A 23,067-nucleotide genomic window follows, 5' to 3' on the forward strand; every position below is an offset into this window, starting at 1 on the left:
GACCGTTAAGCCCTCCAGCGCCGATGGTACTTGGACCGCAGGGTCCTGGGAGAGTAGGACGTCGCCAAGCATAAGAACCACTGTTGATTTCGATCAACGGTGGTTTTTCTTTTGTGTTTGAAGCTGTATAAGTATTAAGGAGTTCTATCCACCACTTCACCCAGCGTACTTTAACCACCAACCACCAACTTCCCATTTGTCCCGCGCACCATCCAGTACCACTCACCAACTCCAATCATCAGTACCTCCTGATGCAGTAGTTGCACATAGTACAGTTAAATTCAGCTAAATTGCTTCTGACGCCAATCTAGTTGCAAATCTGCACTTAATTACTTGAAAATCACCACTTACCCGCAAATCGCAACATTTAACTGTACTTTCTGCAACTAAAACTCACTATAGCTACTTTTCCTTCAAACTAACTGCCCTTTCTACAACTAATTATTTATTTACTTTTCTACAGCGGCTCAAGGCTTCATTTTTCTGCGCTTCGACCACTGCTACCCAACAACTGCACCTCAGCTCACAATACATCAACTTGCCCCAACCGCTAGACTTCTTTCTCAACCCATCAACTCGCCCCAACGACTGACCTCAGCCCACAATCCATCAACTCGCTCCAACCACTAGACTTCATTCCCAACACTTCTCCTCACTCACCATGCAATTGCACAAACTACAACTAAATTTGGCTAAATTGCTTTAGGTACTGATCTAGTTGCAAAACTGCACTTAATTACTTGAAAATCACCGTATATCCGCGGATCGCAACATTTAAATGTCCTTACTGCAACTAATCACTTCTCTGGATTACTGGTAAAAGTCGGTTATTGCTGGGATATAGGGGGAAACTGTACTGATCTTCTTGACAGTCCTAACCCCCTTTGCTAAGATGGCAATAATATATTTTCAGAAAATGAGTTTTCAGCTTTAATTATAGTAGTTTATTTAGTGGTTTGAAGAAAAAAGGGAGGCTTACACAAGGTGCGTGAAGATAAGTTTGGTAAAGAGGGATTAACATTTGATGATGTGCTACTAGTACCCCGAAAGTCAGAAGTGTTACCGAAGGAAGTGGATGTGTCCACAAGATTAAGTAAGCATGTGAAATTAAATATTCCATTGATTAGTGCTGGTATGGACACGGTGACAGAAGCTGCCATGGCTATTGCTATTGCTAGAGAAGGTGGAATAGGTATCATCCACAAGAATATGTCGGTAGAACAACAGGCTGAGGAAGTGGATCGTGTTAAACGGTCTGAGAGTGGGGTAATTACAAATCCCTTTTCACTAACACCTGATCATTTAGTATCTGATGCTGAGGAGATTATGGGTAAATTCCGTATTTCTGGTGTACCGATTGTGAATGAGGATAATAAATTAGTGGGGATTTTGACGAATCGCGATTTGCGGTTTATACATGATTACACGATTAAGATTAGTGATGTGATGACCAAAGAGAATTTGGTTACTGCTCCAGTGGGAACGACGCTTCAGCAAGCAGAAGTGCTATTGCAACAACATAAGATTGAGAAGCTACCCTTAGTTGATTCCAATAATATTCTTAAAGGTCTTATTACAATTAAGGACATTGAGAAGGTCATTCAGTTCCCTAACGCTGCTAAGGATGCACAAGGTCGCCTTTTGGTTGGTGCAGCAATTGGTATATCTAAAGATACATTAGAACGTACAGAGGCTTTGGTTAAGGCTGGTGTAGATGTCATTACGATTGATTCTGCTCATGGACACCACATTAATATTATTGATGCTGTTCGCGATTTGCGTGAACGTTATCCAGAGCTCACCATCATTGCCGGTAATGTGGCAACAGGTGATGCAACGCGTGATTTGATTAAAGCTGGTGCATCCGTCGTTAAAGTGGGAATTGGGCCTGGTTCAATCTGTACGACACGAGTGATTGCTGGTATTGGGGTTCCACAAGTTACAGCGATTTATGATTGTGCGCTTGTTGCAGCGGAATATGGTATTCCAATTATCGCAGATGGTGGTATTAAGTATTCTGGCGAAATCGGCAAGGCTATTGCTGCCGGAGCACATGCAGTGATGTTAGGAAGTTTATTTGCGGGAACAGAAGAAAGTCCGGGTGAATCAGAAATTTATCAAGGACGTAAATATAAAGTGTATCGTGGAATGGGATCGATCAGTGCAATGAAACAAGGAAGTAAAGATAGATATTTCCAAGATGATGATAAGAAGCTTGTACCTGAAGGTATTGAAGGGCGCGTGGCATTTAAAGGTCCTATATCAGATACGATTCTGCAACTGATTGGCGGGTTACGCTCTGGAATGGGGTATTGTGGTACTCAAACGTTGGACGAGCTTCGTAATGATACGCAATTCATCAGAATAACGGGTGCTGGACTTCGCGAAAGCCATCCACATGATGTACAAATTACTAAGGAAGCACCCAATTATTCGGTATAATATTTGAATTTTCAACAATAATGACAATCTTCACACATAGACAGGGCGAATTTCGCTCTGTCTGTCTTTTTTTGATCAATACGCTGTGTTAGAATAGAACAAGTAAGCTATTTTTATAGATAGAGAGGAGTTCATATTCATTGAAGCATAAGAAAGTGAAACCAAGTAAACGTCAATGGGTTCAAAAGAGTATAGCTTCCGTTATACTATTAAATATGTTATTTATGTCATCAGTACCTCTTGTAGTGTTGGCTGAAGGGGAGCCAGCAACGACAGAGGCTACAACGACCAAGGTCGCAGCTAAAGAGGGCAAGATACCTGATGTAGCGAATTTAGGGTTACAAGTGGATTCAGCGGTACTGATCGAACCTACAACAGGTGAGGTATTGTTATCTGTGAACAGTGATGTTGCACTTCCGCCTGCAAGCATGACTAAGATGATGACGGAGTATATCGTAGCAGAACAAGTGAAACAGGGAAAGCTCACATGGGATGAAGTCGTTACGGTGGGGAAGAACGCTGCCAATACGATCGGCTCACGAATCTACTTGGCAGCAGGAGATCAGCATACTATTAGGGAATTATACATAGCTATGGCTGTTGGATCTGCGAATGATGCTACAGTGACTTTAGCTGAACGGGTAGCTGGTTCTGAAGCAGCTTTTGTCCAAATGATGAACGAAACAGCAGAGCGAATGGGAATGAAGACCGCATTCTTTATCAACTCTACGGGTCTAAGTCGTGCAGATATGCCAGAGGAATTTAGACCGAGTGCGGATCGGGAGACGGTTATGTCAGCGATGGATGTAGCCATTCTTGCCAAGTACATCATTCAGGATCATCCGGATTTCGCAGAGTTTACAGCGATTCAATCACATAAATTCCGCGCACGGGATAAAGACCCAATTATCAACTTAAATTGGATGTTAGAAGCGAATAAAGATATAACAAACTTTAAGGCTTATGCTTATCCTGGGTTAGATGGATTGAAGACAGGTCACACGAGTGCTGCGGGTTACTGTTTCGCGGGTACTGCAGAAATAGATGGTATGCGATTTATTAGTGTCGTTATGGGTGCAGATTCTAATAAAGCACGCTTCGTGGAGACGAAGAAAGTTCTTGATTACGGGTTTAATAATTTTGAAATCAAGCAAGTGATTGCACCCAAGACGACGGTAGAAGGTACTGAAACAGTATCTATCAAGAAGGGTGTGAAGACCACTGTTGCAGTGGTGACAGATTTAGACGTTAAGTTCATAGTCGCTAAAGGAACGCAAAATCCGACAGTTACTCCTGAAGTAACTCTTATGAGTCCAGATGAGCTTGTTGCTCCACTGGCCAAAGGAACTAAGGTGGGGACCATTACTTATACTTATAAGATAGACGGTATGAGTGATGCTCAAGAGAAGACGGTTAACCTGGTTACAGCTGATGAAGTAGAGAAAGGCGGCTGGTTCCGCTTGTTATTCCGAGGTATTAAAGATTTATTCGCCGATTTGTTTGACGGAATCAAGAATCTTTTTTAATATCAGTATAGAAGTGTACGTATAGTTCATGGAGTTACCATCCATTCATCATGCGAAATAGGTACTATGGATGGATTGAGCATATATATTTCAGGAGGCGTATAAATGGAGACGGGAACATCACGTGTAAAAAGAGGTATGGCGGAAATGCAAAAGGGCGGCGTCATTATGGACGTTATGAATGCTGAGCAAGCAAAAATTGCAGAAGCAGCAGGGGCAACAGCTGTTATGGCTTTGGAACGAGTTCCTTCTGATATTCGTGCAGCAGGTGGAGTCGCTCGGATGTCCGACCCTACCATTGTGGAGGAAATTATAAAGGTCGTATCTATTCCAGTTATGGCTAAAGCTCGTATTGGTCATTTTGTAGAAGCAAAGGTTTTGGAATCGCTTGGTGTGGATTACCTTGACGAGAGTGAAGTATTGACTCCAGCCGATGAAGTATATCATATTGATAAATGGGATTTCACAGTTCCTTTCGTATGTGGAGCCAAAGATCTTGGTGAAGCTTTACGTCGTATTGGCGAAGGTGCTTCCATGATCCGTACCAAAGGTGAGCCTGGAACAGGAAATATTGTCGAAGCTGTACGTCATATGCGTCAAATTAATGGTCAAATTCGTAGAGTTCAGAATATGTCGAAAGATGAGTTATATGCTGAAGCTAAAAATTTAGGTGTTTCCCATGACCTACTGGTTGAGGTTCAAAAATTAGGTAAATTGCCTGTCGTGAACTTTGCCGCAGGTGGTGTTGCAACACCTTCTGATGCGGCTTTGATGATGCATCTAGGTGCGGATGGCGTATTCGTAGGATCTGGTATTTTCAAATCGGAGAACCCAGAGAAATTCGCACGTGCTATCGTAGAAGCTACAACTCATTTCAACGACTATAAATTAATTGCTGAAGTATCTAAAAACTTAGGTGCAGCAATGAAAGGTATCGAAATTTCATCTTTAACGCCGTCACAGCGTATGTCTGATCGTGGCTGGTAAGAAAGAGGGATAGAGACAGATGAAGGTAGGCATATTAGCATTACAGGGTGCTGTCACAGAACATATCCGGAGCATTGAACTTGCAGGTGCACAAGGGGTGGCAGTGAAAAGAATAGAGGAGCTTGACGGCGTTCAGGGACTTATTATTCCTGGTGGGGAAAGTACAACGATCGGTAAACTGATGCGTAAATATGGGTTTATTGAAGCGATTCGGGAATTCTCAGCCGCAGGCAAACCGATATTTGGAACATGTGCTGGCCTGATTGTGCTCGCTGCAAGAATTGAGGGTCAGGATGAAGCTCATTTGGAGTTGATGGACATGACCGTTGCCCGCAATGCATTCGGTCGTCAACGCGAAAGCTTCGAGACAGACTTAGACATTAAAGGAATCGATGAGCGTGTTAGGGCGGTATTCATACGTGCTCCACTCATTCGTGATGTCGGTCCTCAGGTCGAGATTCTGGCTACTCATCAGGATGAGATCGTTACCGCTAGACAAGGGAATCTGTTAGTATCTTCGTTTCATCCAGAATTGACGGATGACTATCGTCTTCATCAGTTCTTTGTGAATATGGTCGAAGATAGCCAAGCATGATGGAGTTAAACTTACAAAGTGAAATAAGAACACCTTGACCTTATAAGGGTTGAGGTTGTTTTTCTTGAGGAGGATATTCCGATGTTAGATGTAAAAATATTGCGTGGCGACTATGCAAGGGTGGAAGAAGCATTGAAGAGCCGAGGTAAAACACTCGATCTCATTGCAGACTTTCCTAGATTAGATGGACGTCGCAGAGAACTGCTACAAGAAAGTGAAAATCTAAAGAGTCGCAGAAATAACGTATCGGGTGAAGTGGCTAAGCGCAAGAAGAATGGTGAAGATGCACAATCATTAATTGAAGAAATGCGCGAAGTGTCAGATCAGATCAAATCTTTGGACGAGGAAGTTCGAGAGCTGGAAGTAAGTATTGCCGACTTGACGATGTCGATTCCTAATATTCCTCATGAATCTGTGCCACTCGGGAAGTCTGAGGCTGATAATGTTGAAGTACGCCGCATTTCTGAACCTAGGGAGTTTCAATTCACTCCTAAAGCACATTGGGATATCGCGCAAGATCTAGGTATTCTTGATTTCGAGGCAGCTGCTAAGGTAACGGGTTCACGCTTTACTTTCTATAAGGGGTTAGGGGCGCGTCTAGAGCGGGCACTGATCAACTTTATGATGGATCTACACAGTGATGCTGGGTATGAAGAGATACTTCCACCGTACATCGTGAATGGGGATAGTCTGCGCGGTACAGGACAGCTTCCGAAATTCGAAGAAGATCTGTTTAAACTTAAAGATACGGATTATTATTTGATTCCAACAGCTGAAGTACCCGTAACGAATTATTACCGTGATGAGATTATGACTGCGGAAGATTTGCCGAAGTATTTCGTGGCATATAGTTCGTGTTTCCGTTCAGAGGCTGGTTCTGCAGGGAGAGATACGCGTGGACTCATTCGTCAACACCAATTCAACAAGGTAGAGCTGGTGAAGGTAGTACATCCAGATTCCTCCTATGAAGAATTAGAGAAGATGACAGCGAGCGCAGAGAAGGTTCTTCAGCTTCTGAAATTACCGTACCGTGTACTTGCGCTGAGTACTGGCGATATGGGTTTCTCAGCTTCGAAGACATATGACCTAGAAGTGTGGCTACCTGAGAGTGGTATGTATCGTGAGATATCCTCATGCTCGAATACGGGGGACTTTCAAGCTCGTCGTGCCAATATTCGATTCCGACCAGAAACCAAGGGGAAACCGGAATTCGTTCATACTTTGAATGGTTCTGCATTGGCAGTTGGACGTACTTTCGCTGCTATTCTAGAGAATTATCAGCAAGAAGATGGCAGTGTTATCGTTCCTGATGTGCTTCAGCCTTATATGGGAAATATAAAAATAATTTCTTTCAAGTAGAAACGGCTATACCGTCTTTTTTAAAGAGGTTATGCTTCCGATGCTAGCGATACTTCGTATCGCTTTAAGGTACCCGTTTCAGCGGAAATATAAGGAATAGAGTATCAAGAATCAATTTCATAATTACGCAACCCGATTTAGCTGCATCGGCAATTATGAGATTGATTCAAGTGAAACTTATACTTTCTTATATTTTTAAAAATAAGCTTGACCTTTGATGTTCAGTTGTGATAAGATAGTTTTTGTTGTTAAAGATTAATTATCTGTCGTTTGAAACAACTGAATATCATTTTGGAGAGGTACCGAAGCGGTCATAACGGGGCGGTCTTGAAAACCGTTAGGGGGCAACTCCACGTGGGTTCGAATCCCACCCTCTCCGCCATTATCTTAAATTACTAACCATTCTCACTTGATGAGAATGGTTTTTTTGTATAAAAATCATTCTGTATTCACACCTTATAGGGAAGAGGAGGTGCTCTTTATGAATCAAGACTTCGAGCTAAATCAAGGTCAACTTGTAGATGCCTGGCAGTCTAAACTGCCTGCGATTCTTAATCCATCGGATCAGAGCCAAGTATTCGCTGATGCGAGCGTTCCGTGGACGAACATACCCATGTTATTCAGGAACTGGCAGGAGATTATACACGGCATATCCATGAATGTGCCCAATCGCTACATGACGTAACGAATCCATCTTGATGATGTGTAAATGATATGAATGGGGTGAACATCATGAGTAAACCAAAAACGATACCTGTTCCTGAAGCGCAGGAGAATCAAGGTCAACACCGACGTAAGGATGACTCTCACGCGATGCAAGAGCCACTCTCTGGATCCAAAAAGGTAAAGAACCGCAATCATGTCAGCCACTTGAACAAAGAGGGCTAGAAAGCGTATCAGAGAAAGGTTAGGATTATTGTGTGAAGCTTTACTTATAGGAGAGACTGTTCTTATTAGGCTTATCTACTAAGAACAGTCTCTTTTTATGTCTAATCATAAATGAAATAGGAAAAAATCATCGTTTTATAGAATAATTATCCAAAAGGGGTTTCGCATTGAGCCAATTTAGTTTATGATTGAAAAAGTGACTATATTGATAGAAAAAGAGGGGGAGAGAGCTGAATGAAGAAAAAGTTGTCTATTATGGTGCTTACATTGCTCTTAACAATGACAGTTGTATTAACGGGTTGTGGAAGTAAGCAAGGTCCGAAAGAAGCGTTACAAAGTGCTGCAGGAAACACCGCAATGATGACATCATACGAAATGAAAAGTAAGCTCATCATTGAAGATCTTAAATTTAATGCTCCAGAGTTAGTGGATGATGCAAGTGTTGGTATGGTTATGACCATGCTCAAAAATGCTGAATTGACGGTTGATGGTTATTATCAAGCGGATCCAATGCAAACAGAGCTAACGGTAGGTTTAAACCTTAAAGGTGATATGGCGATGAGTTTTACAATTCCAATGGTTATGACCAAAGAAAAGATATTTATTAAGATACCGAGTATTCCAATGCTTCCATTGCCAGAGAGTATCGTCAATAAGTATTTAGAATTAGATCTGAAGGAACTTGCTGAACAAAGCGGAACAGAGTTTAATCTAGATACTCTAGATACTGATAAATCTCAAAAGTTTGCGAGCGAGATTTCGGATGTTGTCTTCAAGGAGTATGAAGAGGCAAAGTATTTCAAGGATATCGCAGTGAAGGATGCCAATCTTCCAGAAGGCATCGAAGCTAAACAAGTGGTACAATTCCAAGTTACGAATGATAATGTAGAAGAAGCGATTAAGATTCTCGTTAATAAAGCGCTGCCGAATATGATCAGCGTTATTGATAAAGATGAGTACCGTGAATTGCTGGGGTTGAAGCCAGAAGACGTGAAAGAATTGAAGGATGAATTGGCTACTTTAGATGAAACTGAATTCAATCAAGGTCTTGAAGAAATGAAGAAGTATTTGAAGATCAACACATTTAATCTAAACACAGCAATTAATAAAAAGGACTTTACTAGCTATCAGGATTTCGTGATGGATATTGAAGTGAATGATCCTGAAACAAGTCAAGAAATGAAGATTGCTCTAAAGGGATCTAGTCAATACCTTAATATCAATGAAAAGCAAACGTTCAAGATAGGTATCCCTTCCGGGGATGATGTTATTACTATGGAACAATTTGAGGAAGAGTTCGGCGGCGGTTTCTAAAAATATAAGAATAATATACAAAGTACAAAGAAATGGCAGGCCAAGGAACATCTTGGTCTGCCATTGTGTGTTCTTATCTATTGCGTAATTTGCGGAAGAACTGAGTTAACAATTGGGAACACTCTTCTTGCAATACATTCGGAATGACCTCTGTTCTGTGGTTAAAGCGTGGCTCCTGTAGTAGATTCATTAATGTACCAGCACAGCCAGCCTTAGGGTCTGTAGTTCCGTAGATGACTTGTGGTATGCGGGACTGGACGATCGCTCCTGCGCACATTGGACAAGGCTCGAGCGTTACATATAGTCTGCATTCTAGAAGGCGCCAGGTATCAAGTTGTTGGCTAGCATCACGGATAGCGATCATTTCTGCATGTGCGGTAGGATCCATCGTCTGCTCTCTTAGATTATATCCTCGTCCGAGCACGTCATCGCCCCTGACAATAATAGCTCCAATAGGGACTTCACCGAGTTTCTCAGCTTCCTGGGCTAAAAGAATGGCTTGGCGCATCCAATACTCATGAATAGAGTGATCTATGGAGAATAATGTGGATTCATTTTGTGGACAACTCACTTTTTAATGCCCTCCTTAGATAAATAGTGCTTATTCAACGAACAAATATTCGGTTGTTAACATGTTGTGCACAAACATGTGCATAAGTATTGAAATATCAACAGAGTTATACACATAAAATAATATTGATCTGTTAGTATGTGTATAAGTGTAGTCATTTCCCCTTTATTGAAATATAAGAAAGTATAAGTTTTACCTGAATCAATTTCATAATCGCCGATGCAGCTAAATCGGGTTGCGTAATTATGAAATTGGTTCTTGATACTCTATTCCTTATATTTCCGCTGAAACGGATACCTTAAAGCGATACGAAGTATCGCTAGCATCGGAAGCATAATCTTTTTGAAAAAGACGGCATAGCCGTTTCTACTTGATTGTAGATAATGACGGGAATAATATCAATGTCTTTTCAAAGGTATTGGAAAATGTGGTATCCTTATCGGATAGTGGGTAGAATAATTAAACATAAACATAGAGGTGAGAAAACAGTCATGCGGATTAATAAATTCATCAGTGAGACAGGCTTCTGCTCCCGTAGAGAGGCAGATAAGAGAGTGGAGAATGGCGAAGTAACGATTAATGGCGTATTAGCTGTACTTGGTAGTCAGGCTGAAGAGGGTGATGACGTACGCGTAAATGGTCAACCACTGCTCTCTAAGAAGAATAATATCTATATTGCGCTGAATAAGCCGATAGGTATAACTTGTACAACAGAGCTGCATATTCAGGGAAATATCATCGACTTTGTAGGCCATTCGGAGCGTATATTCCCGATAGGAAGATTGGATAAGGATTCAGAAGGATTAATTCTTTTGACGAATGATGGGGATATCGTGAATAAAGTATTACGTTCAGAAGGTAAACATGAAAAGGAATACTTAGTAAGTGTGGATCGTCCGGTTACAGATTCCTTTGTCAGGGGAATGTCCTCTGGTGTGAGAATATTAGGTGAAATGACGCGACCTTGCGAAGTGACTATATTATCAGAGCGGAGATTCCGTATCGTTTTGACAGAAGGTAAGAATCGACAGATACGACGTATGTGCCAAGCTTTTGGGTATAAGGTGGAGGCGTTACAACGTATACGAATTATGAATATAGAACTAGGGAACCATAAGGTTGGAACTTGGCGGGACCTAACGACTGAAGAGAAACTGGAGCTTGGAAGCCTGCTTCATTATAATTTAGAATAATCGATGGGTACAATAGCTGCATAGAAATAGAAGAGGGTTCTAAAAGTCAATAAAAATGGCAGGCTGGGGATAATCCCTTGCCTGCCATTTTTAGAATATAAGAAAGTGTTAGTCTTGGACATCTGTGACATTCAGGACTTGATTATTATCTTGGTACTTACGAATAAGTGATACTTCCACGCGGCGATTCTTCGCTCGATTCAGGGCCGTATCATTATCGACTATCGGATGGTACTCACCATAACCGACAGGAGTGAACTTCTTAGGATCAAGCTTGCTATTGGTCAACAATATTTTCAAAAACTGTATAGCTCGATCGGAGCTTAGATCCCAGTTGGAATCATATTCACTGTTGGAGATGGGAATAGTGTCCGTATGTCCTGAAACGACAATATCATAATCAGGGAACTCCTGTAGCATACCTGATATAGCTGTGGCCAATTGTTGAGACTCAGGCTTCACTGTAGCCTTACCAGAAGCGAAGAGTGCAGTGTCGCTAATTGAGATCATTAGCTGTGATTGATTAAGCTTGGTTTCGAGCTGATTGGTAAGCCCGTTCTGCTGGATATATTGATCTATTTGCTGCTTCAATTTCTCTAAATCTATCTGCTCTTGTCTGATAAGCGAAGCCTGTTGACTTTTAGTGACCTTCTTGGCTGGAGTGTCTTCAGCTGCTAGGTCTGAAGTAGTGTTATCTTTGGAAATAGAAGATGTATGGTTCAGAACACCAGTTCCAGTAGAAAAGGCGGCACTGAAGGCCTCACTCATCGCTTCGAATTTTTCTGCATCTGCAGCACTCATTGAATATAAAACAATGAATAGAGCTAGAAGAAGAGTCATAAGGTCAGAGTAAGGGAGAAGCCAAGACTCATCCGTATGTTCCTCTTCCTCATGACGTCTAGTCTTTTTGCTCACCTAAACCACCCTCCCTAGCTTTCATTTGTTCACGTTCAGAAGGGGTTAAGAATACGGAAAGCTTTTGATTAATAGCAATCGTAGACACACCTGATTGAATAGATAGAAGACCTTCAAGCATCATAAGTTTAAGCTCAATCTCAGCTTTTGATATACGTTTAAGCTTATTGGCAGTTGGGTGAAAGATAACATAACCGGTAAATATACCGAGTAGAGTTGCGATGAAAGCCGCACCTATCGCCTTTGCTAGTACAGCCATATCCTCCATATCACCTAGTGCAGCAATAAGACCTATAACGGCACCCAACACTCCAAGTGTAGGTGCGTACATACCCGCTTGAGAGAAAATAAGAGCCCCGCCCTTATGACGATCTTCGGTAGCATTAATATCTTCCATTAAGACATCGCGCACGAAGTCCTGATCATTACCATCAATAATCATTCGCATTCCGCTACGCAAGAACGTATCGTCAATTTCTTCTACTTTGGATTCCAGAGCGAGTAATCCTTCACGTCTAGTAATGGAGGCCCACTCCATAAATAAAGTGATCATTTCTTTCTTATCCATTGACTTCTTCTTAATAAAGACAATCTTGATTAACTTTGGGATCTTCTTGAGCTCTGACATAGGGAATCCCATAAAGATGGTTGCCGCAGTACCTCCAAAAATAATTAAATATGCTGCAGGTACCATAAGGGCACCTAATGGAGCACCTTTGAGAAACATCCCTACTACAACTGAAACTAAACCTAAAATTAATCCAATAATCGTTGAAATTTCCATTGTACACCTCATCCATGAGAAATAGAATTGAATCCTTTCATGCCGCCAAATGAAGATAGAAAAGATGGACTGTCGCACAAGAGACGCATTATAGTATATTATCGACATAAAGGGCTTTTTATTTAAGGTCTATTTTCCTGTATAATGAAATCAATTGTAAAAGTTCTGTTACAAACGAAATGGAGGGCTATAAATTGGGTGTAAAACATGGTCGTGATTACGAAGTTATTTTTCAAGAGTTGACGATTGCTGTAGGTCGAATTACAGATAGTTATTTATTTTTTGAGATGGAAGAAGAAGAATGGAACCAGCTATCGGTGGAGGATAAGGAAGAGGTCATGGAAGCTTTGGCAGAAGATTTATTCTATGGACTGGGGACAAATCCATCTATAGCAGTTGGAAGTGGGGTGGTTATCCACGATCAAGAGAACCATCGAATCAATATACTTATAGGTGATACAGAACTGGCCGTTGTGCCTTTAATTTAATAGAGGTAGTTCAATAAGTTCAGTTTTTTGACCATGGACTATAGAGATTGTTGCATGAAAGGTTATTTGAAAGAATACAATGATATAAGTGGCGGGGTTATCGTAGATAACATTGGTCTGGAAAGGTGGCAGCTTAAAGAGTGACGTATACAAAGGAAGAAGTGGACGTGCATTTGAGTCAGCTTAAGGGCTGGGAGTTAGTTGAGGAGCGCTTTATAGAACGTAGATTCATTTTCTCAAGTTTTATGAAGGGAATTTCATTTGTAGATGAAGTAGCAACCATCTCTGAGGCCTTTAACCATCATCCTCTGATCACCATTGATTATCAGAATGTTATTCTCCGTCTCACTTCTTGGGATGAAGGATATCTAACTGCCATAGATATGAAAGAGGCGAAGCAATATAATGAGGCCTTTGACAAGATGTGTGGAAATAGAAAGTGAAGAGTAGTGGAATTTCACGCAGAACGGGTACCTTCCAAATAAGGAAGGTACCCGTTTTTCTATGTTGTGTTATTTCTTTTGGGCTAACCACTGTGCGACATTAGCAATTTCTTCTTCGGCTAATGTATCTTTGAAGCCAGGCATAATTCCTTTACCTTTACTAACCAATGTGTACATTTCTTCAGCTGACATCGTGCTACCGATAGCTTGTAGGTTCGGACCTACTCCCCCTTGTAGCTGATCACCGTGGCAAGAAATACAACTCGCTTTAACTATTGCTTCAGCAGCCGAAGCATCGAATACAACCTCTGGCATACTAGGTTTTGCTACTTTGTCTACTTCCCCTTGACCAGGAAGAGTAAACATAAGTACGATGGCTAGAATACATGCAGTAAAGAAGAAACCACTCATAATATATTTTTGCATCTTGTTCATCCTTTCTTATGTAGGCTGATAATTTTATTATAACGGATAGGAAACGTACATCATAGCTATTGTGTCAAATAAGTGATGAAAAATCCAGTATATATTATATAAAGGATGTAATTGAGTGCTATTTATCATAGAAATCGTAAGATTTTCTTAAAACCATGCAAAAAAAGGGCTTCATACCATCTGGAGTTAGTCGTTCATAAGTATCCGTAATCTCAAACCCTGCTTTGAGGTATACCTGGATGGCACGTTTGTTCCAGGTTAGAACCTCTAGGTCAATTTCATCATGGGGGCTGCGTCGTACTGCCTCACGAGCAATAGATTGTACAACAATCTTTCCTAATCCCTGTCCACATAAGTCAGGTCGCATGCTGATCCCAAGACGGGTTACACCCTCTAACGGAAAGAACTGTGCAAATCCGTAGAGTTCTCCTTGTACATCCGTAACAGAAGCATACTGTTCTCTACGAATAATCGGATCGCCAAATTCAATGCCTAGCGCTTCCATTTGGTCCCAAGACATCCATCCGTAAATATCGTATGGAATGGGATAAGTCCATTCCGATATAGCGCGAGCATGATCAATCTCCATTGGGATAATGATTAAATCTTGGTGATTCATACACAGATTCCCTTCTGTAAGTAATAGTTCAAACCTGACTTTTTTAAACTTGCATTGTATATAGAGGTGAAAAAACCTGCAGTTGAGATTCAATTGAAATCTCCTCCACAGGCCCGTTAATAAGTATTATTTAATTATCGAGTGCAACAGACTCATATGTATTATCACTCATAATTCTTTTAGCGCCAACGTAACCGTTTTTATAATAGGCTTGGCTAAGTGAGTTAATAATGACACCCCTAGAAGAGGAAGCATGTGCAAAATCTCCATCACCTACATATATTCCAACGTGCGATACAAGACCTTTACTAGTAAAGTTAAAGAAGACAAGATCTCCTTCTCTTAAGTCCTTCTGTGCAATCGCTGTACCCATACTAAATTGGGAACCAGACTGATGTGGTAATTCAATACCTAGCTTATCGAAAATATACATTGTAAATCCTGAGCAATCGAATCCATTGGTGTTTACACCACCACCTACATATGCAGTTCCAATCGTAGGCTCAATAGCCTTGTCCATCTTAGAGTCTGCGAAAGCGCTTCCGGTTCCAATGGACAACAATAATGTCATTCCTAGAGCTACTGATATTAATTTCTTCTTCAACAAGATAACTCCTTCCGGTGCCTGCGAGGTTAGCTTAAGGATTCGGTTGAAGGTTCCCTATGATCCCTCTGAAGCAAGATCAATTCACCCAAGACGGTTCCCCCACTTCCCGTTGTATCGGGAATTCGGCAGATATAGTTAACGTAAATGTTACAAAACTTATTACAAAGTTGTTACTATGTACTTACTTGAACTATTGTAGCAAAGGAATACCGGTTTGGCAATTGTTTTTTGTCATATTTGATGTAAATGATTTAATTTTGTTGAAAAAGGAAGACCTACGCAAGGGATGTCGAGTCCTTCATAGGTCTTCTTAAGGTACTATTTATCGTATTGTTAATTGTAGGCAGCAGCTTGATATTTGGCAGTACTCATGACACGTTTAGCACCAATATAGCGCTTGGCATAGTAACTTTCGTTAAGGGAGCTGATGATGACACCACGTGAAGTAGATGCATGTGCAAATTTACCACTACCGACAAATATGCCAACATGAGAGACACCTTTTCCTGAAGTGTTGAAAAAGACTAGATCTCCAGGTCTCATCTCATTACGGGATACAGCTGTACCTGTTTTGAACTGTGCTGAAGACTGTCGTGGCAAGGTGATGCCTAATTTGGAGAAGACATACCGAGAGAAGCCAGAACAATCAAATCCATTGGTGGTTGTTCCACCGGTCTTATAAGTAACTCCAATAGTACGGTCAATGACCGAATCCATCGTTGAGTCTGCAAATACGCTACCTGTTCCAATGGTTAACGCAAGAGCCATACTTAATACGCTAGCAGTTAACTTCTTGTTCAATTACGTTTTCCCCTTCCAATGCCTGCGAGGTTAGCTTAAGGATTCGGTTGAAGGTTCCCCTATGATCCCTATGTTGCAAGATCAATTCACCCATATAATTGGATCCCCCGCCTCCTGGTGCTTAGGAATTCGGCTGTATGATGCACCAATAAGTGACAATCGTCAATAACTAATAATATGAATAGCTATAAAGGTTACAAAGTTGTTATAAGTGTTATCTTAACAGAGGATTTACACTTTGGCAAATTCCAATAACCCAGTAAAGACAAGAAACCCCCGCCCTTTTTGTTGAAAAGGGCGGGGGTTTCTCGTAACAAGCAATTATAGAGAGAAATAAAGGAGAATGATTACGACTTGTAAAATCTGGAGTGCCATACATGATAATGAGAGGTGATATGCCACATTTTGAATAAACAAGTTATGAGTGGATAGGACTGTTGAAGTATGAGAGCAAGAAGCCCTGACCACACAAGTGAAAGACCGGTAAATAGGCAGAAGAAAAGTAAACTGAGTACACCCAAGATGAGGGATATTCCAATAACAGGAAGTGCACTACGCAAACATACTAGGGCAGAGGAGATGATACCTGTTGATCCTGTTTTTCCAAATTGCATAAAAAGGATGACGTGATGTATGACATATCGATATATGATCCAACCCAGAACATAAGGAATAGCCTGAAGCAGAATAGATGGTGTCATATAACCACTAATAGCTAACGTATAGAGCTTAGGGATTAGCCAGTATGCGGGAAGAAGAACTAATAGTGCCTCACTCCAATAGAACAGCATCACTGGTTTGGCGTACAATGCCATACCTTTGAAAAAGAAAAGTCCTGTCTCACCCTTTTGTTCTTGGTGAAGCCCATAGAATATGCCTGAATGAATCAAAGGAGTGAGAAGCATACGAAAGAGTAACATGCCCAGTAGAATCCACATGTAGTTATGAACGGTTTGGCTATGCATGAGATTCAATTGTCCTTCAACGTAGAATAAGATCTGACTTAATTCAGTGGGAGGTGGGTCTGGGTAGCGCTGAAGTAAAGGAACTACGACTGAATTAACCAAACGGTACAGAAAGTAACTGAAGAGAAGTTGGTACAGAAATAGAATGATAACGACGTAGAATTGATTCTTGACACTGATCCAGCCATTGGCGATATTCGTCCTCACCGTTCTTCACCTCACCAGGACAGACTTCCAAGCCATACTTCAAGCAGCTTGGTCATGCTAATGTTCCAGCGGGAGACCTTCTTGGTATCTAGCTCCGCTGTTAAATAGTTATTGATATATTTGTTCTCAAGTACAAGTGTGTAATCTGGATCAATGAGAGCCGAGGAAAGAGGCGATGTATATTGTAGCTTGAACTGGATCGTATCGCCTGTTCCATTCCATACTCTTTGTAAGGTGTGACCATCTGCAAATGTGAACTGTATTGGGATATTGGAGTAAGTACCGCCTAATCGACTTACAGTTACGTTCGATTCGTATTGTGTCTCAGAGGCAACGTCTATCTTCTGTACTGTGATGCTATCAATAGCAAAGTCGGTCATTTGTTTACCGTAGACATATTGATCGAAAAAGGATTGCCATGATTTATGGGTGACCTGCTCCACAATCATTTGGAAATCACGGGTTGATGGGTGGGAAAAGCGGTACTTTTGAGCATAGGTCGCCATGATCTTATTCATCTTTTGCTGACCGACTTGTCTCTCAATACTTTTTAATACTAATTTTCCACGGTAATAGACATTTTGAGCATAATGTTCCTGAGAGCCATATTTCCATGCTTCCTGTGTGAGTGAAGCGGGTGAAGAGATGATCGTGGCTTGGACAGGAAGATTGGGAATCAGTCCGAATTCCTGCTCCATTAGCTGGTCTTCTGCGTATGAGGTGAACCCCTCATCTAGCCAGGCCTCTTCAAATTCATTACTTGCAATCATCCCATAGAAATATTGATGACCAATCTCATGAATAACCGTTCGCTCCAGTTCGTAACCAGGTGAATCGTCCTTCGCACCGAAGGCTGTAATTAAGGTCGGATACTCCATACCACCTGCGCCATTGCCTGCATTAGGAGGGACAACGATCGACAAGGTGGAATAAGGGTAGGGACCATACCACTTGCTGAAATATTTCAAGGCAACTTCAGCGGCATAGAAATAGCGATCCTTCATATCCTTATGAGCAGGATCTAGATATAGCTTGATTCGTACACCAGGAACTTCAGGAGAAGAGAAGGGCTTCTCTGCTACAATGAAATCAGGAGATGCCGACCAAGCAAAGTCGTGAACATCATCTGCGTAGAACTGGTAGATCTTCTCACCCTTTACGAACTGAGCTGTTTTAATAGGGAAGCCTGTAGAAGCAACAATGTAGTTCTCTGGAACATGAATACGCACATTATAGATACCGAAATCAGAATAGAATTCAGAATTTCCGTGGTATTGATGAAGATTCCAGCCTTCAGAGGTTCTGTTTCTTAAACCAACAGGTTCATAGACGCTGATCTTGGGAAACCATTGTCCCGCCATAACAAATTTGTCTGCGACCCCCATACGGGCGAATATTTGCGGAAGCTTCACTTCAAACTTCATGTTAAGTGTAATACTCTCCCCTCCCTTTACAGGTCGTGGAAGACGTATTTTGACCAAGGTTGTGTCTTTGCTATTACCATCATCGGGCTGTACGTACTGGATACGGTGCATCAGTGAGATGCCATCTTCAGTCTTGAGATCTGTGAGAGTCATGGAACCGAAGCCATCTGAGGGCATGGTATCGTTGCGGAGTCTCCCACCGGATTCTTTCATAAATGTTGTATCCATAGATGAGAACGCATTCGGGTAAAGGTGGAAATAGAGTTCCGTAACGGTGTTCTTACCAGGATGGGTCCAGGTGAGGTTCTGTTCTCCTTTCAGTAAGTTAGCTTCTGGATCAAGAGAAACATCAATGTGGTACTCTACAATTCGTTTACTCAGTACTTCAGCTGTAGGCTGCTGAATGCTTTCCTTTTGAATTTCTGGAGTAGTTGTACTTGTGGGCTTGGCCTGAATGGGCGCATAAACGGTCTTGGATTCGGGTGAATCCTTGAGAAGCATCCACCACCAGGTTCCACTGAGAAGAAATAGGGTAATGATCATAACGGCAATTTTTTTGGAGCGAGCTGGGGTCATACTTGAATACCTCCCGTTGACAAGCATCTACAGCATGTATATGTTTGCAATTCGTCAATTATTAGTTAAAATAATAGGAATCGCCGTAATAAATAACTGGAGGCAGAAATACGGGATTACATTTCTGTTTCATGGTAGGGGGATAATGAATAAATGGATAACAAAGAACCAAGTGGCAAGAAACAGATTGCCCTGAATATTGTAAGTAGCAAGAGAAGTAAACATACCGGTTTTGGAGCGGGTTCGATTGACCTAAACAACGTATCACCGGTCATCATTGACGAGGGTGAAGCTAAGGTGGATGTAGGAGCAATCCATGCTAAGAGTAAAGTGGAGAAGGGCATTAAGTTCTCTGCGAATCGTGAGGATGTACCGAATGGCCGTCTAGTATGGGTAGTGTGGGTCGCGGTGGACCGTACGCCAGAAGGGCAGCTTTATGGAGGCGCTACAGCTTGTGAGATGTGGATCGATACAGAAGCTCGTAGAGGTTACAAAATTCTAGCGGATCACGTTAATAACCTAGATGCCGCTTTGAAGCGCAAAATCATATTGGATAGATTGTCTGATGAGGAAAAGACTGCTCTTAAGGAGTTACTAGTGACTCGTAATGAAGAATGGTGGGAAGCTTCGTCTGAGGAATTGAAAAAGGCGTTAGAAGTGTAATGGAACTATAGTGGAATAGATCTTTATACAGCTATGAAAGACTCGGGAGATCGTTCTCGAGTCTTTGTTGTGAACATAAGGTGTTGAAATCACTTGAATAGCCGATACGACACCGGCCCCAAACCATCCATATTCCATGTAATATCCTAAATTAAGCATGGCATTCAGTGGAATAGACGTAAAGCCGGGTTGTTAGAGTGACGAACAAAGCTTCGCGCTTGAAGGTAGTGAAGGTGCGGCTAGAGTAGATGTAAAAGTACACTTAATAAGCAGGAAAAGTTGAGGTCAAAGGAGATAGTTGCAAAACTACACTTAAAAATGGCGATAACGCTGAAAAGTGGAATTTCTATTAAATTAGATGTAGGTTGTGCAATTAAAATTGGCTGAAGAGGGATATGGCTGAATTTAGATGTACTTAATGCAACTGCGTGCCTAGCAAAGCTAGGTACATCTAACTGAGGAAGGATGGTTCATTCTTTAACGTTATCAATCATCTGGATATATTGTAGATCCCCTAATCCATACTGTGGAAAAAGGCGAAATAAATGTTCTAATAATTGATCCTGTGGTTGATCTATATGTTCGCGGATATAGGCTGTGATACTATTGTCGCCCTGTACATATTCTAGATACAATCGAATGCCCTGATCCATGACAGGCATGAGCTTGGCTGCAGGAAGACGATGATCTAACAATACTTCTCGGTAGATTTCCTGATAGTTATTTGGGTCAATCGCTGTTTCTTCAACATCATAGGTTAGCTCCAGAACCATGTGATAGCAGACAGTCCCTTGAAAACTGATTTGTTCGAGATAAGCCAAAATCGTTAATAAATTCATTTGACAAAACATATCATCGCCAAACCATAGCACAATGCATCTATATTGCTTATTTAGCAAACATGCCAATGGTTTCATCGTTATATCTTCATATTCAGCTAAAGAAACGTGATGTCCTGTAGCTCTCAATCGGTTAAATGCTGGACTGAAAATATCTGCACAAGACTCATTATCGCACATCGCCTCATTGAAGGGGATGTAATCAACAGTCTCCATTAACTGATGTCTTGAAAAATGCTCATACATGGCTTCTCCATTTCTATTAAACTAATAGTAATTATTAGCGTTATATAAGTGTAATGCTAATTTAATCCAATAGGAAGAGTTTGTTAATGAACAAGCTATTTGGAACAACGCAAGTAGTAATGTTGGTAATAAATTTGAAATCATTTCTTTTAAAAGTGAGGTGTCATTATGAATAAGAAGAATAAGGCGATTATCATCTTAAGTCTAGCTATAATCTTAGGAGGTTCATTAACCGTAGGAATTATGAGTAGTAAAGCGGTTGCTGAAGAATCTAAGCCAATTGAATTGACGGAATTGATCACTCCCGACAGTGACAGAGGAAAAGAGTTGATAAATCATGCTCTGACTCAACCTGCTAAAGATATTCATTCAGAACATGGAGATTTTAATTATGTTGAAGTGCCAAGTACGTATCCGAGCAATGAAGTAGCGAATTTAGATCGTGAGGATGAAATAACGTCTGATACAAGACAGGTCATTCTTAGAGGTTATGTTTACGAAAAGGAATAATCCCCAAATACTTATCAAAGATATCGCTTGTGCCTACTCTCAGCAGATTTACTCACCATGTGAAACAGCAACAATAGACGAAAATAGAAAAATGGCAGATCGGGGATAGTTTCCTGAACTGCCATTTTTCTATTTTCTTTCATGAATTTCAATTAAAGCGAGTTTCTAAGCGAGCGTACCACTTTTGATAGAGCTTATAGCGTTCATTCTTCCTTTGTTTAGAGTCTTACTTTGAATTCTTTTCATATTTATATAAAAATAACTCATTGACCGTGGTACCTAAAACCGAAGCCATATCAAAAGCTAATTTTAAAGTTGGATCATATTTATTGTTTTCTATAGCATTGATCGTCTGTCTGGTAACTTGACATAGATTAGCTAAATCCTCTTGGGACAATTTTTTTGCTTTTCGTAATTGTTGAATATTATTTTTCATACATAATCATCCACCGTATCTCTTTTTATTAATTAAAAGTGCTACAAAGTAAACTATAGTAATTGTTACAAGAAAAGTAAACGGATTTAATCCATTTGTTCCTGAACCATTAGTCATAGATGTATACAAGGAAACACCTATTTCTATTATTAATACACCTACTATAACAGCAAATGTTTGGGACATTGCCTTTTGTTTAATGTAATTTTTCCTTTCATCTCCTTGTTTTGATAATGAGTAAAGGAAAAAAGAAATGAGTGTGATGGTTAATAAAAAGATGCCAGCTAACAAAATCAAAATCCAATTCATTTTGATCCCCTCCTGCAAATATGTAAAATACTTTTTACATTTATAATTATAAATGAACCAGTCAAAATGTCAAACTCTTTTTACATTTTGACTGGTTTCCTGAAATCAACTTTTATATGTTTTTTTGGAGTGTCCCTTTTTTATTGGAGATGTGGTGAACGGGGCACAAGGTTGGATCAAAGTCCCATGGGTTGGTCTCAAACTACAGCCAGCTGAACTATTTAAGCTTGTTCTCATCATCTCCCTTTCTGCATTAGTCACTCGGGAGAATAACTTAGAACTCTCTCTTTGGAGGAATGTTGTACCTCTTTCATTATTAACAATCATACCTTTTGGGATCGTTATAGCTCAAAATGATATGGGAAATGCGCTTTGTTACTTTGTTATATTGCTAGGAATCCTATGGATGGGAAACATAAAATACTCACATGCTATCATTCTACTGCTACTAATTTTTGTTTCACTTTACTTAGAGATTAAATCATATATTTCATGATCAGATTTCATCTTATCTAGAGAGTACGAATAGATAGCATTGGTTGAATCGAATCGACCCATGGCTTCTACCTGATCAAGCTAGTAAGGACGCATCTTATCATACCCAAAATGCTCTGATAGCAATCGCGTCCGGAGGAATGTTCGGAGAAGGATACATGAAGGGTCAATCATGATCATTGGAATAATATCGATGTTTTTATATCAGATTTTTGAAAATATCGGAATGTTCCTAGGTTTAATGCCTTTAACAGGAATTACGCTACCATTTATCAGTTTCGGAGGAAGCTCCTTGCTGATTAATATGGTTAGTTTTGGTTTGGTGATGAGCATTCAAGTGCACAAAGATGAATAGATCTTTTGGATAAGTGCGCATTCAAAAGTCACCTCTTGATATATTTCATAATCAAAAGGTGACTTTTTGAACAAG

Annotated in this window: 26 protein-coding genes, 1 tRNA gene, 1 pseudogene and 2 riboswitches; of the genes and pseudogenes, 15 read left to right on the top strand and 13 right to left on the bottom strand. The window is 40.7% G+C overall.

The features are described from left to right. The coding region (locus AC1TO8_RS22550; RefSeq protein WP_482057839.1) for a hypothetical protein at positions 1–235 on the bottom strand (235 nt) is incomplete at its 3' end. Positions 236–984: 749 nt separating this feature from the next. Here AC1TO8_RS22550 and guaB point away from each other — a divergent pair. The 9 genes from guaB to AC1TO8_RS22595 all read left to right on the top strand — a co-directional run bounded on the left by guaB (position 985) and on the right by AC1TO8_RS22595 (position 9,111). Then, positions 985–2,442: an IMP dehydrogenase gene (guaB, locus tag AC1TO8_RS22555; protein WP_482057840.1), complete on the top strand. Its 1,458-nt coding sequence runs from the start codon at positions 985–987 to the stop codon at positions 2,440–2,442. 140 nt (positions 2,443–2,582) lie between these two features. Next, complete coding sequence (locus AC1TO8_RS22560) at positions 2,583–3,968, top strand: D-alanyl-D-alanine carboxypeptidase family protein (RefSeq protein WP_482057841.1); 1,386 nt, start codon at positions 2,583–2,585, stop codon at positions 3,966–3,968. A gap of 105 nt (positions 3,969–4,073) precedes the next feature. Beyond that, complete coding sequence (gene pdxS / locus AC1TO8_RS22565; protein ID WP_482057842.1) at positions 4,074–4,955, top strand: pyridoxal 5'-phosphate synthase lyase subunit PdxS; 882 nt, start codon at positions 4,074–4,076, stop codon at positions 4,953–4,955. Positions 4,956–4,974: 19 nt separating this feature from the next. Beyond that, positions 4,975–5,550, top strand: coding sequence for a pyridoxal 5'-phosphate synthase glutaminase subunit PdxT (gene pdxT, locus AC1TO8_RS22570; protein WP_482057843.1), 576 nt, complete (start codon positions 4,975–4,977; stop codon positions 5,548–5,550). An 81-nt stretch (positions 5,551–5,631) separates the two neighbouring features. Next, entirely contained in the window at positions 5,632–6,909 is a 1,278-nt protein-coding gene (gene serS / locus AC1TO8_RS22575; protein ID WP_482057844.1) for a serine--tRNA ligase, read from the top strand. Between the two features lie 293 nt (positions 6,910–7,202). Then, positions 7,203–7,291, top strand: a tRNA-Ser gene (locus AC1TO8_RS22580). Between the two features lie 99 nt (positions 7,292–7,390). Continuing rightward, positions 7,391–7,594: a hypothetical protein gene (locus AC1TO8_RS22585; RefSeq protein WP_482057845.1), complete on the top strand. Its 204-nt coding sequence runs from the start codon at positions 7,391–7,393 to the stop codon at positions 7,592–7,594. Positions 7,595–7,641: 47 nt separating this feature from the next. Continuing rightward, complete coding sequence (locus AC1TO8_RS22590) at positions 7,642–7,797, top strand: small acid-soluble spore protein P (protein ID WP_482057846.1); 156 nt, start codon at positions 7,642–7,644, stop codon at positions 7,795–7,797. 234 nt (positions 7,798–8,031) lie between these two features. After that, the gene (locus AC1TO8_RS22595) at positions 8,032–9,111 is read left to right on the top strand and encodes a hypothetical protein (RefSeq protein ID WP_482057847.1); all 1,080 of its coding nucleotides are present in this window, start codon (positions 8,032–8,034) and stop codon (positions 9,109–9,111) included. 73 nt (positions 9,112–9,184) lie between these two features. On the opposite strand, the gene tadA is transcribed toward AC1TO8_RS22595, so the two are convergent. After that, positions 9,185–9,682 carry a tRNA adenosine(34) deaminase TadA gene (gene tadA, locus AC1TO8_RS22600; RefSeq protein WP_482057848.1) on the bottom strand — a complete coding sequence of 166 codons (498 nt, stop codon included), beginning with the start codon at positions 9,680–9,682 and terminating at the stop codon, positions 9,185–9,187. A 491-nt stretch (positions 9,683–10,173) separates the two neighbouring features. Here tadA and AC1TO8_RS22605 point away from each other — a divergent pair, with 491 nt between their 5' ends. Continuing rightward, the gene (locus AC1TO8_RS22605; protein WP_482057849.1) at positions 10,174–10,875 is read left to right on the top strand and encodes a pseudouridine synthase; all 702 of its coding nucleotides are present in this window, start codon (positions 10,174–10,176) and stop codon (positions 10,873–10,875) included. 108 nt (positions 10,876–10,983) lie between these two features. Here the strand turns inward: AC1TO8_RS22605 and AC1TO8_RS22610 are convergent, their stop codons facing one another. Beyond that, the gene (locus tag AC1TO8_RS22610; protein WP_482057850.1) at positions 10,984–11,790 is read right to left on the bottom strand and encodes a flagellar motor protein MotB; all 807 of its coding nucleotides are present in this window, start codon (positions 11,788–11,790) and stop codon (positions 10,984–10,986) included. Beyond that, entirely contained in the window at positions 11,774–12,574 is an 801-nt protein-coding gene (motA, locus tag AC1TO8_RS22615; protein ID WP_482057851.1) for a flagellar motor stator protein MotA, read from the bottom strand. The genes AC1TO8_RS22610 and motA overlap by 17 nt, the downstream gene beginning before the upstream one ends. Before the next feature lie 194 nt (positions 12,575–12,768). Here motA and AC1TO8_RS22620 point away from each other — a divergent pair, with 194 nt between their 5' ends. Beyond that, the gene (locus AC1TO8_RS22620) at positions 12,769–13,062 is read left to right on the top strand and encodes a hypothetical protein (RefSeq protein ID WP_482057852.1); all 294 of its coding nucleotides are present in this window, start codon (positions 12,769–12,771) and stop codon (positions 13,060–13,062) included. A gap of 140 nt (positions 13,063–13,202) precedes the next feature. Further along, positions 13,203–13,505 carry a 4a-hydroxytetrahydrobiopterin dehydratase gene (locus tag AC1TO8_RS22625; protein WP_482057853.1) on the top strand — a complete coding sequence of 101 codons (303 nt, stop codon included), beginning with the start codon at positions 13,203–13,205 and terminating at the stop codon, positions 13,503–13,505. Between the two features lie 69 nt (positions 13,506–13,574). Here the strand turns inward: AC1TO8_RS22625 and AC1TO8_RS22630 are convergent, their stop codons facing one another. The 6 genes from AC1TO8_RS22630 to AC1TO8_RS22655 form a co-directional block, all read right to left on the bottom strand. Then, complete coding sequence (locus AC1TO8_RS22630; protein ID WP_482057854.1) at positions 13,575–13,931, bottom strand: c-type cytochrome; 357 nt, start codon at positions 13,929–13,931, stop codon at positions 13,575–13,577. 127 nt (positions 13,932–14,058) lie between these two features. After that, positions 14,059–14,559 (bottom strand): GNAT family N-acetyltransferase, encoded by a 501-nt coding sequence (locus AC1TO8_RS22635; protein WP_482057855.1) that lies wholly within the window; start codon positions 14,557–14,559, stop codon positions 14,059–14,061. A gap of 130 nt (positions 14,560–14,689) precedes the next feature. Continuing rightward, on the bottom strand, positions 14,690–15,163 hold the full coding sequence (locus AC1TO8_RS22640; RefSeq protein WP_482057856.1) for a C40 family peptidase: 474 nt from the start codon (positions 15,161–15,163) through the stop codon (positions 14,690–14,692). Between the two features lie 3 nt (positions 15,164–15,166). Then, positions 15,167–15,304, bottom strand: a riboswitch (cyclic di-AMP (ydaO/yuaA leader). Positions 15,305–15,499: 195 nt separating this feature from the next. Continuing rightward, the gene (locus AC1TO8_RS22645; protein WP_482057857.1) at positions 15,500–15,967 is read right to left on the bottom strand and encodes a C40 family peptidase; all 468 of its coding nucleotides are present in this window, start codon (positions 15,965–15,967) and stop codon (positions 15,500–15,502) included. Positions 15,968–15,971: 4 nt separating this feature from the next. Further along, positions 15,972–16,112: riboswitch (cyclic di-AMP (ydaO/yuaA leader) on the bottom strand. Between the two features lie 202 nt (positions 16,113–16,314). Then, positions 16,315–17,139, bottom strand: coding sequence for a hypothetical protein (locus AC1TO8_RS22650; protein WP_482057858.1), 825 nt, complete (start codon positions 17,137–17,139; stop codon positions 16,315–16,317). An 11-nt stretch (positions 17,140–17,150) separates the two neighbouring features. After that, complete coding sequence (locus tag AC1TO8_RS22655) at positions 17,151–19,139, bottom strand: M1 family metallopeptidase (protein ID WP_482057859.1); 1,989 nt, start codon at positions 19,137–19,139, stop codon at positions 17,151–17,153. Positions 19,140–19,292: 153 nt separating this feature from the next. On the opposite strand from AC1TO8_RS22655, the gene AC1TO8_RS22660 reads away from it, so the two are divergent. Continuing rightward, positions 19,293–19,802: a YwhD family protein gene (locus tag AC1TO8_RS22660; protein ID WP_482057860.1), complete on the top strand. Its 510-nt coding sequence runs from the start codon at positions 19,293–19,295 to the stop codon at positions 19,800–19,802. 470 nt (positions 19,803–20,272) lie between these two features. On the opposite strand, the gene AC1TO8_RS22665 is transcribed toward AC1TO8_RS22660, so the two are convergent. Continuing rightward, positions 20,273–20,887, bottom strand: coding sequence for an AraC family transcriptional regulator (locus AC1TO8_RS22665; RefSeq protein ID WP_482057861.1), 615 nt, complete (start codon positions 20,885–20,887; stop codon positions 20,273–20,275). Positions 20,888–21,055: 168 nt separating this feature from the next. Here AC1TO8_RS22665 and AC1TO8_RS22670 point away from each other — a divergent pair, with 168 nt between their 5' ends. After that, positions 21,056–21,397, top strand: a complete 342-nt coding sequence (locus tag AC1TO8_RS22670) for a hypothetical protein (protein ID WP_482057862.1) — start codon at positions 21,056–21,058, stop codon at positions 21,395–21,397. A 226-nt stretch (positions 21,398–21,623) separates the two neighbouring features. Here AC1TO8_RS22670 and AC1TO8_RS22675 read toward each other — a convergent pair whose 3' ends face one another. Together AC1TO8_RS22675 and AC1TO8_RS22680 are read right to left on the bottom strand one after the other, a co-directional pair. Continuing rightward, positions 21,624–21,833: a helix-turn-helix transcriptional regulator gene (locus AC1TO8_RS22675; RefSeq protein WP_482057863.1), complete on the bottom strand. Its 210-nt coding sequence runs from the start codon at positions 21,831–21,833 to the stop codon at positions 21,624–21,626. A 6-nt stretch (positions 21,834–21,839) separates the two neighbouring features. Beyond that, positions 21,840–22,142 carry a hypothetical protein gene (locus AC1TO8_RS22680; RefSeq protein ID WP_482057864.1) on the bottom strand — a complete coding sequence of 101 codons (303 nt, stop codon included), beginning with the start codon at positions 22,140–22,142 and terminating at the stop codon, positions 21,840–21,842. A 139-nt stretch (positions 22,143–22,281) separates the two neighbouring features. Between AC1TO8_RS22680 and AC1TO8_RS22685 the strand changes: the two are divergent. Then, positions 22,282–22,992, top strand: a pseudogene (locus AC1TO8_RS22685) (FtsW/RodA/SpoVE family cell cycle protein); the annotation flags it as partial. Between the last annotated feature and the right edge of the window lie 75 nt (positions 22,993–23,067).

The organism is Paenibacillus sp. Y859 (genome assembly GCF_056786405.1).

Bases quoted from the DNA above. Each gene is read 5' to 3' on its own strand.
- AC1TO8_RS22660 (WP_482057860.1), top strand. From the start codon at position 19,293: ATGGATAACAAAGAACCAAGTGGCAAGAAACAGATTGCCCTGAATATT.
- AC1TO8_RS22630 (WP_482057854.1), bottom strand. From the start codon at position 13,931: ATGCAAAAATATATTATGAGTGGTTTCTTCTTTACTGCATGTATTCTA.
- serS (WP_482057844.1), top strand. From the start codon at position 5,632: ATGTTAGATGTAAAAATATTGCGTGGCGACTATGCAAGGGTGGAAGAA.
- AC1TO8_RS22655 (WP_482057859.1), bottom strand. From the start codon at position 19,139: ATGACCCCAGCTCGCTCCAAAAAAATTGCCGTTATGATCATTACCCTA.
- AC1TO8_RS22605 (WP_482057849.1), top strand. From the start codon at position 10,174: ATGCGGATTAATAAATTCATCAGTGAGACAGGCTTCTGCTCCCGTAGA.
- pdxT (WP_482057843.1), top strand. From the start codon at position 4,975: ATGAAGGTAGGCATATTAGCATTACAGGGTGCTGTCACAGAACATATC.
- pdxS (WP_482057842.1), top strand. From the start codon at position 4,074: ATGGAGACGGGAACATCACGTGTAAAAAGAGGTATGGCGGAAATGCAA.
- AC1TO8_RS22680 (WP_482057864.1), bottom strand. From the start codon at position 22,142: ATGAATTGGATTTTGATTTTGTTAGCTGGCATCTTTTTATTAACCATC.
- AC1TO8_RS22675 (WP_482057863.1), bottom strand. From the start codon at position 21,833: ATGAAAAATAATATTCAACAATTACGAAAAGCAAAAAAATTGTCCCAA.
- AC1TO8_RS22590 (WP_482057846.1), top strand. From the start codon at position 7,642: ATGAGTAAACCAAAAACGATACCTGTTCCTGAAGCGCAGGAGAATCAA.
- AC1TO8_RS22635 (WP_482057855.1), bottom strand. From the start codon at position 14,559: ATGAATCACCAAGATTTAATCATTATCCCAATGGAGATTGATCATGCT.
- AC1TO8_RS22595 (WP_482057847.1), top strand. From the start codon at position 8,032: ATGAAGAAAAAGTTGTCTATTATGGTGCTTACATTGCTCTTAACAATG.
- AC1TO8_RS22670 (WP_482057862.1), top strand. From the start codon at position 21,056: ATGAATAAGAAGAATAAGGCGATTATCATCTTAAGTCTAGCTATAATC.
- AC1TO8_RS22585 (WP_482057845.1), top strand. From the start codon at position 7,391: ATGAATCAAGACTTCGAGCTAAATCAAGGTCAACTTGTAGATGCCTGG.
- motA (WP_482057851.1), bottom strand. From the start codon at position 12,574: ATGGAAATTTCAACGATTATTGGATTAATTTTAGGTTTAGTTTCAGTT.
- AC1TO8_RS22665 (WP_482057861.1), bottom strand. From the start codon at position 20,887: ATGTATGAGCATTTTTCAAGACATCAGTTAATGGAGACTGTTGATTAC.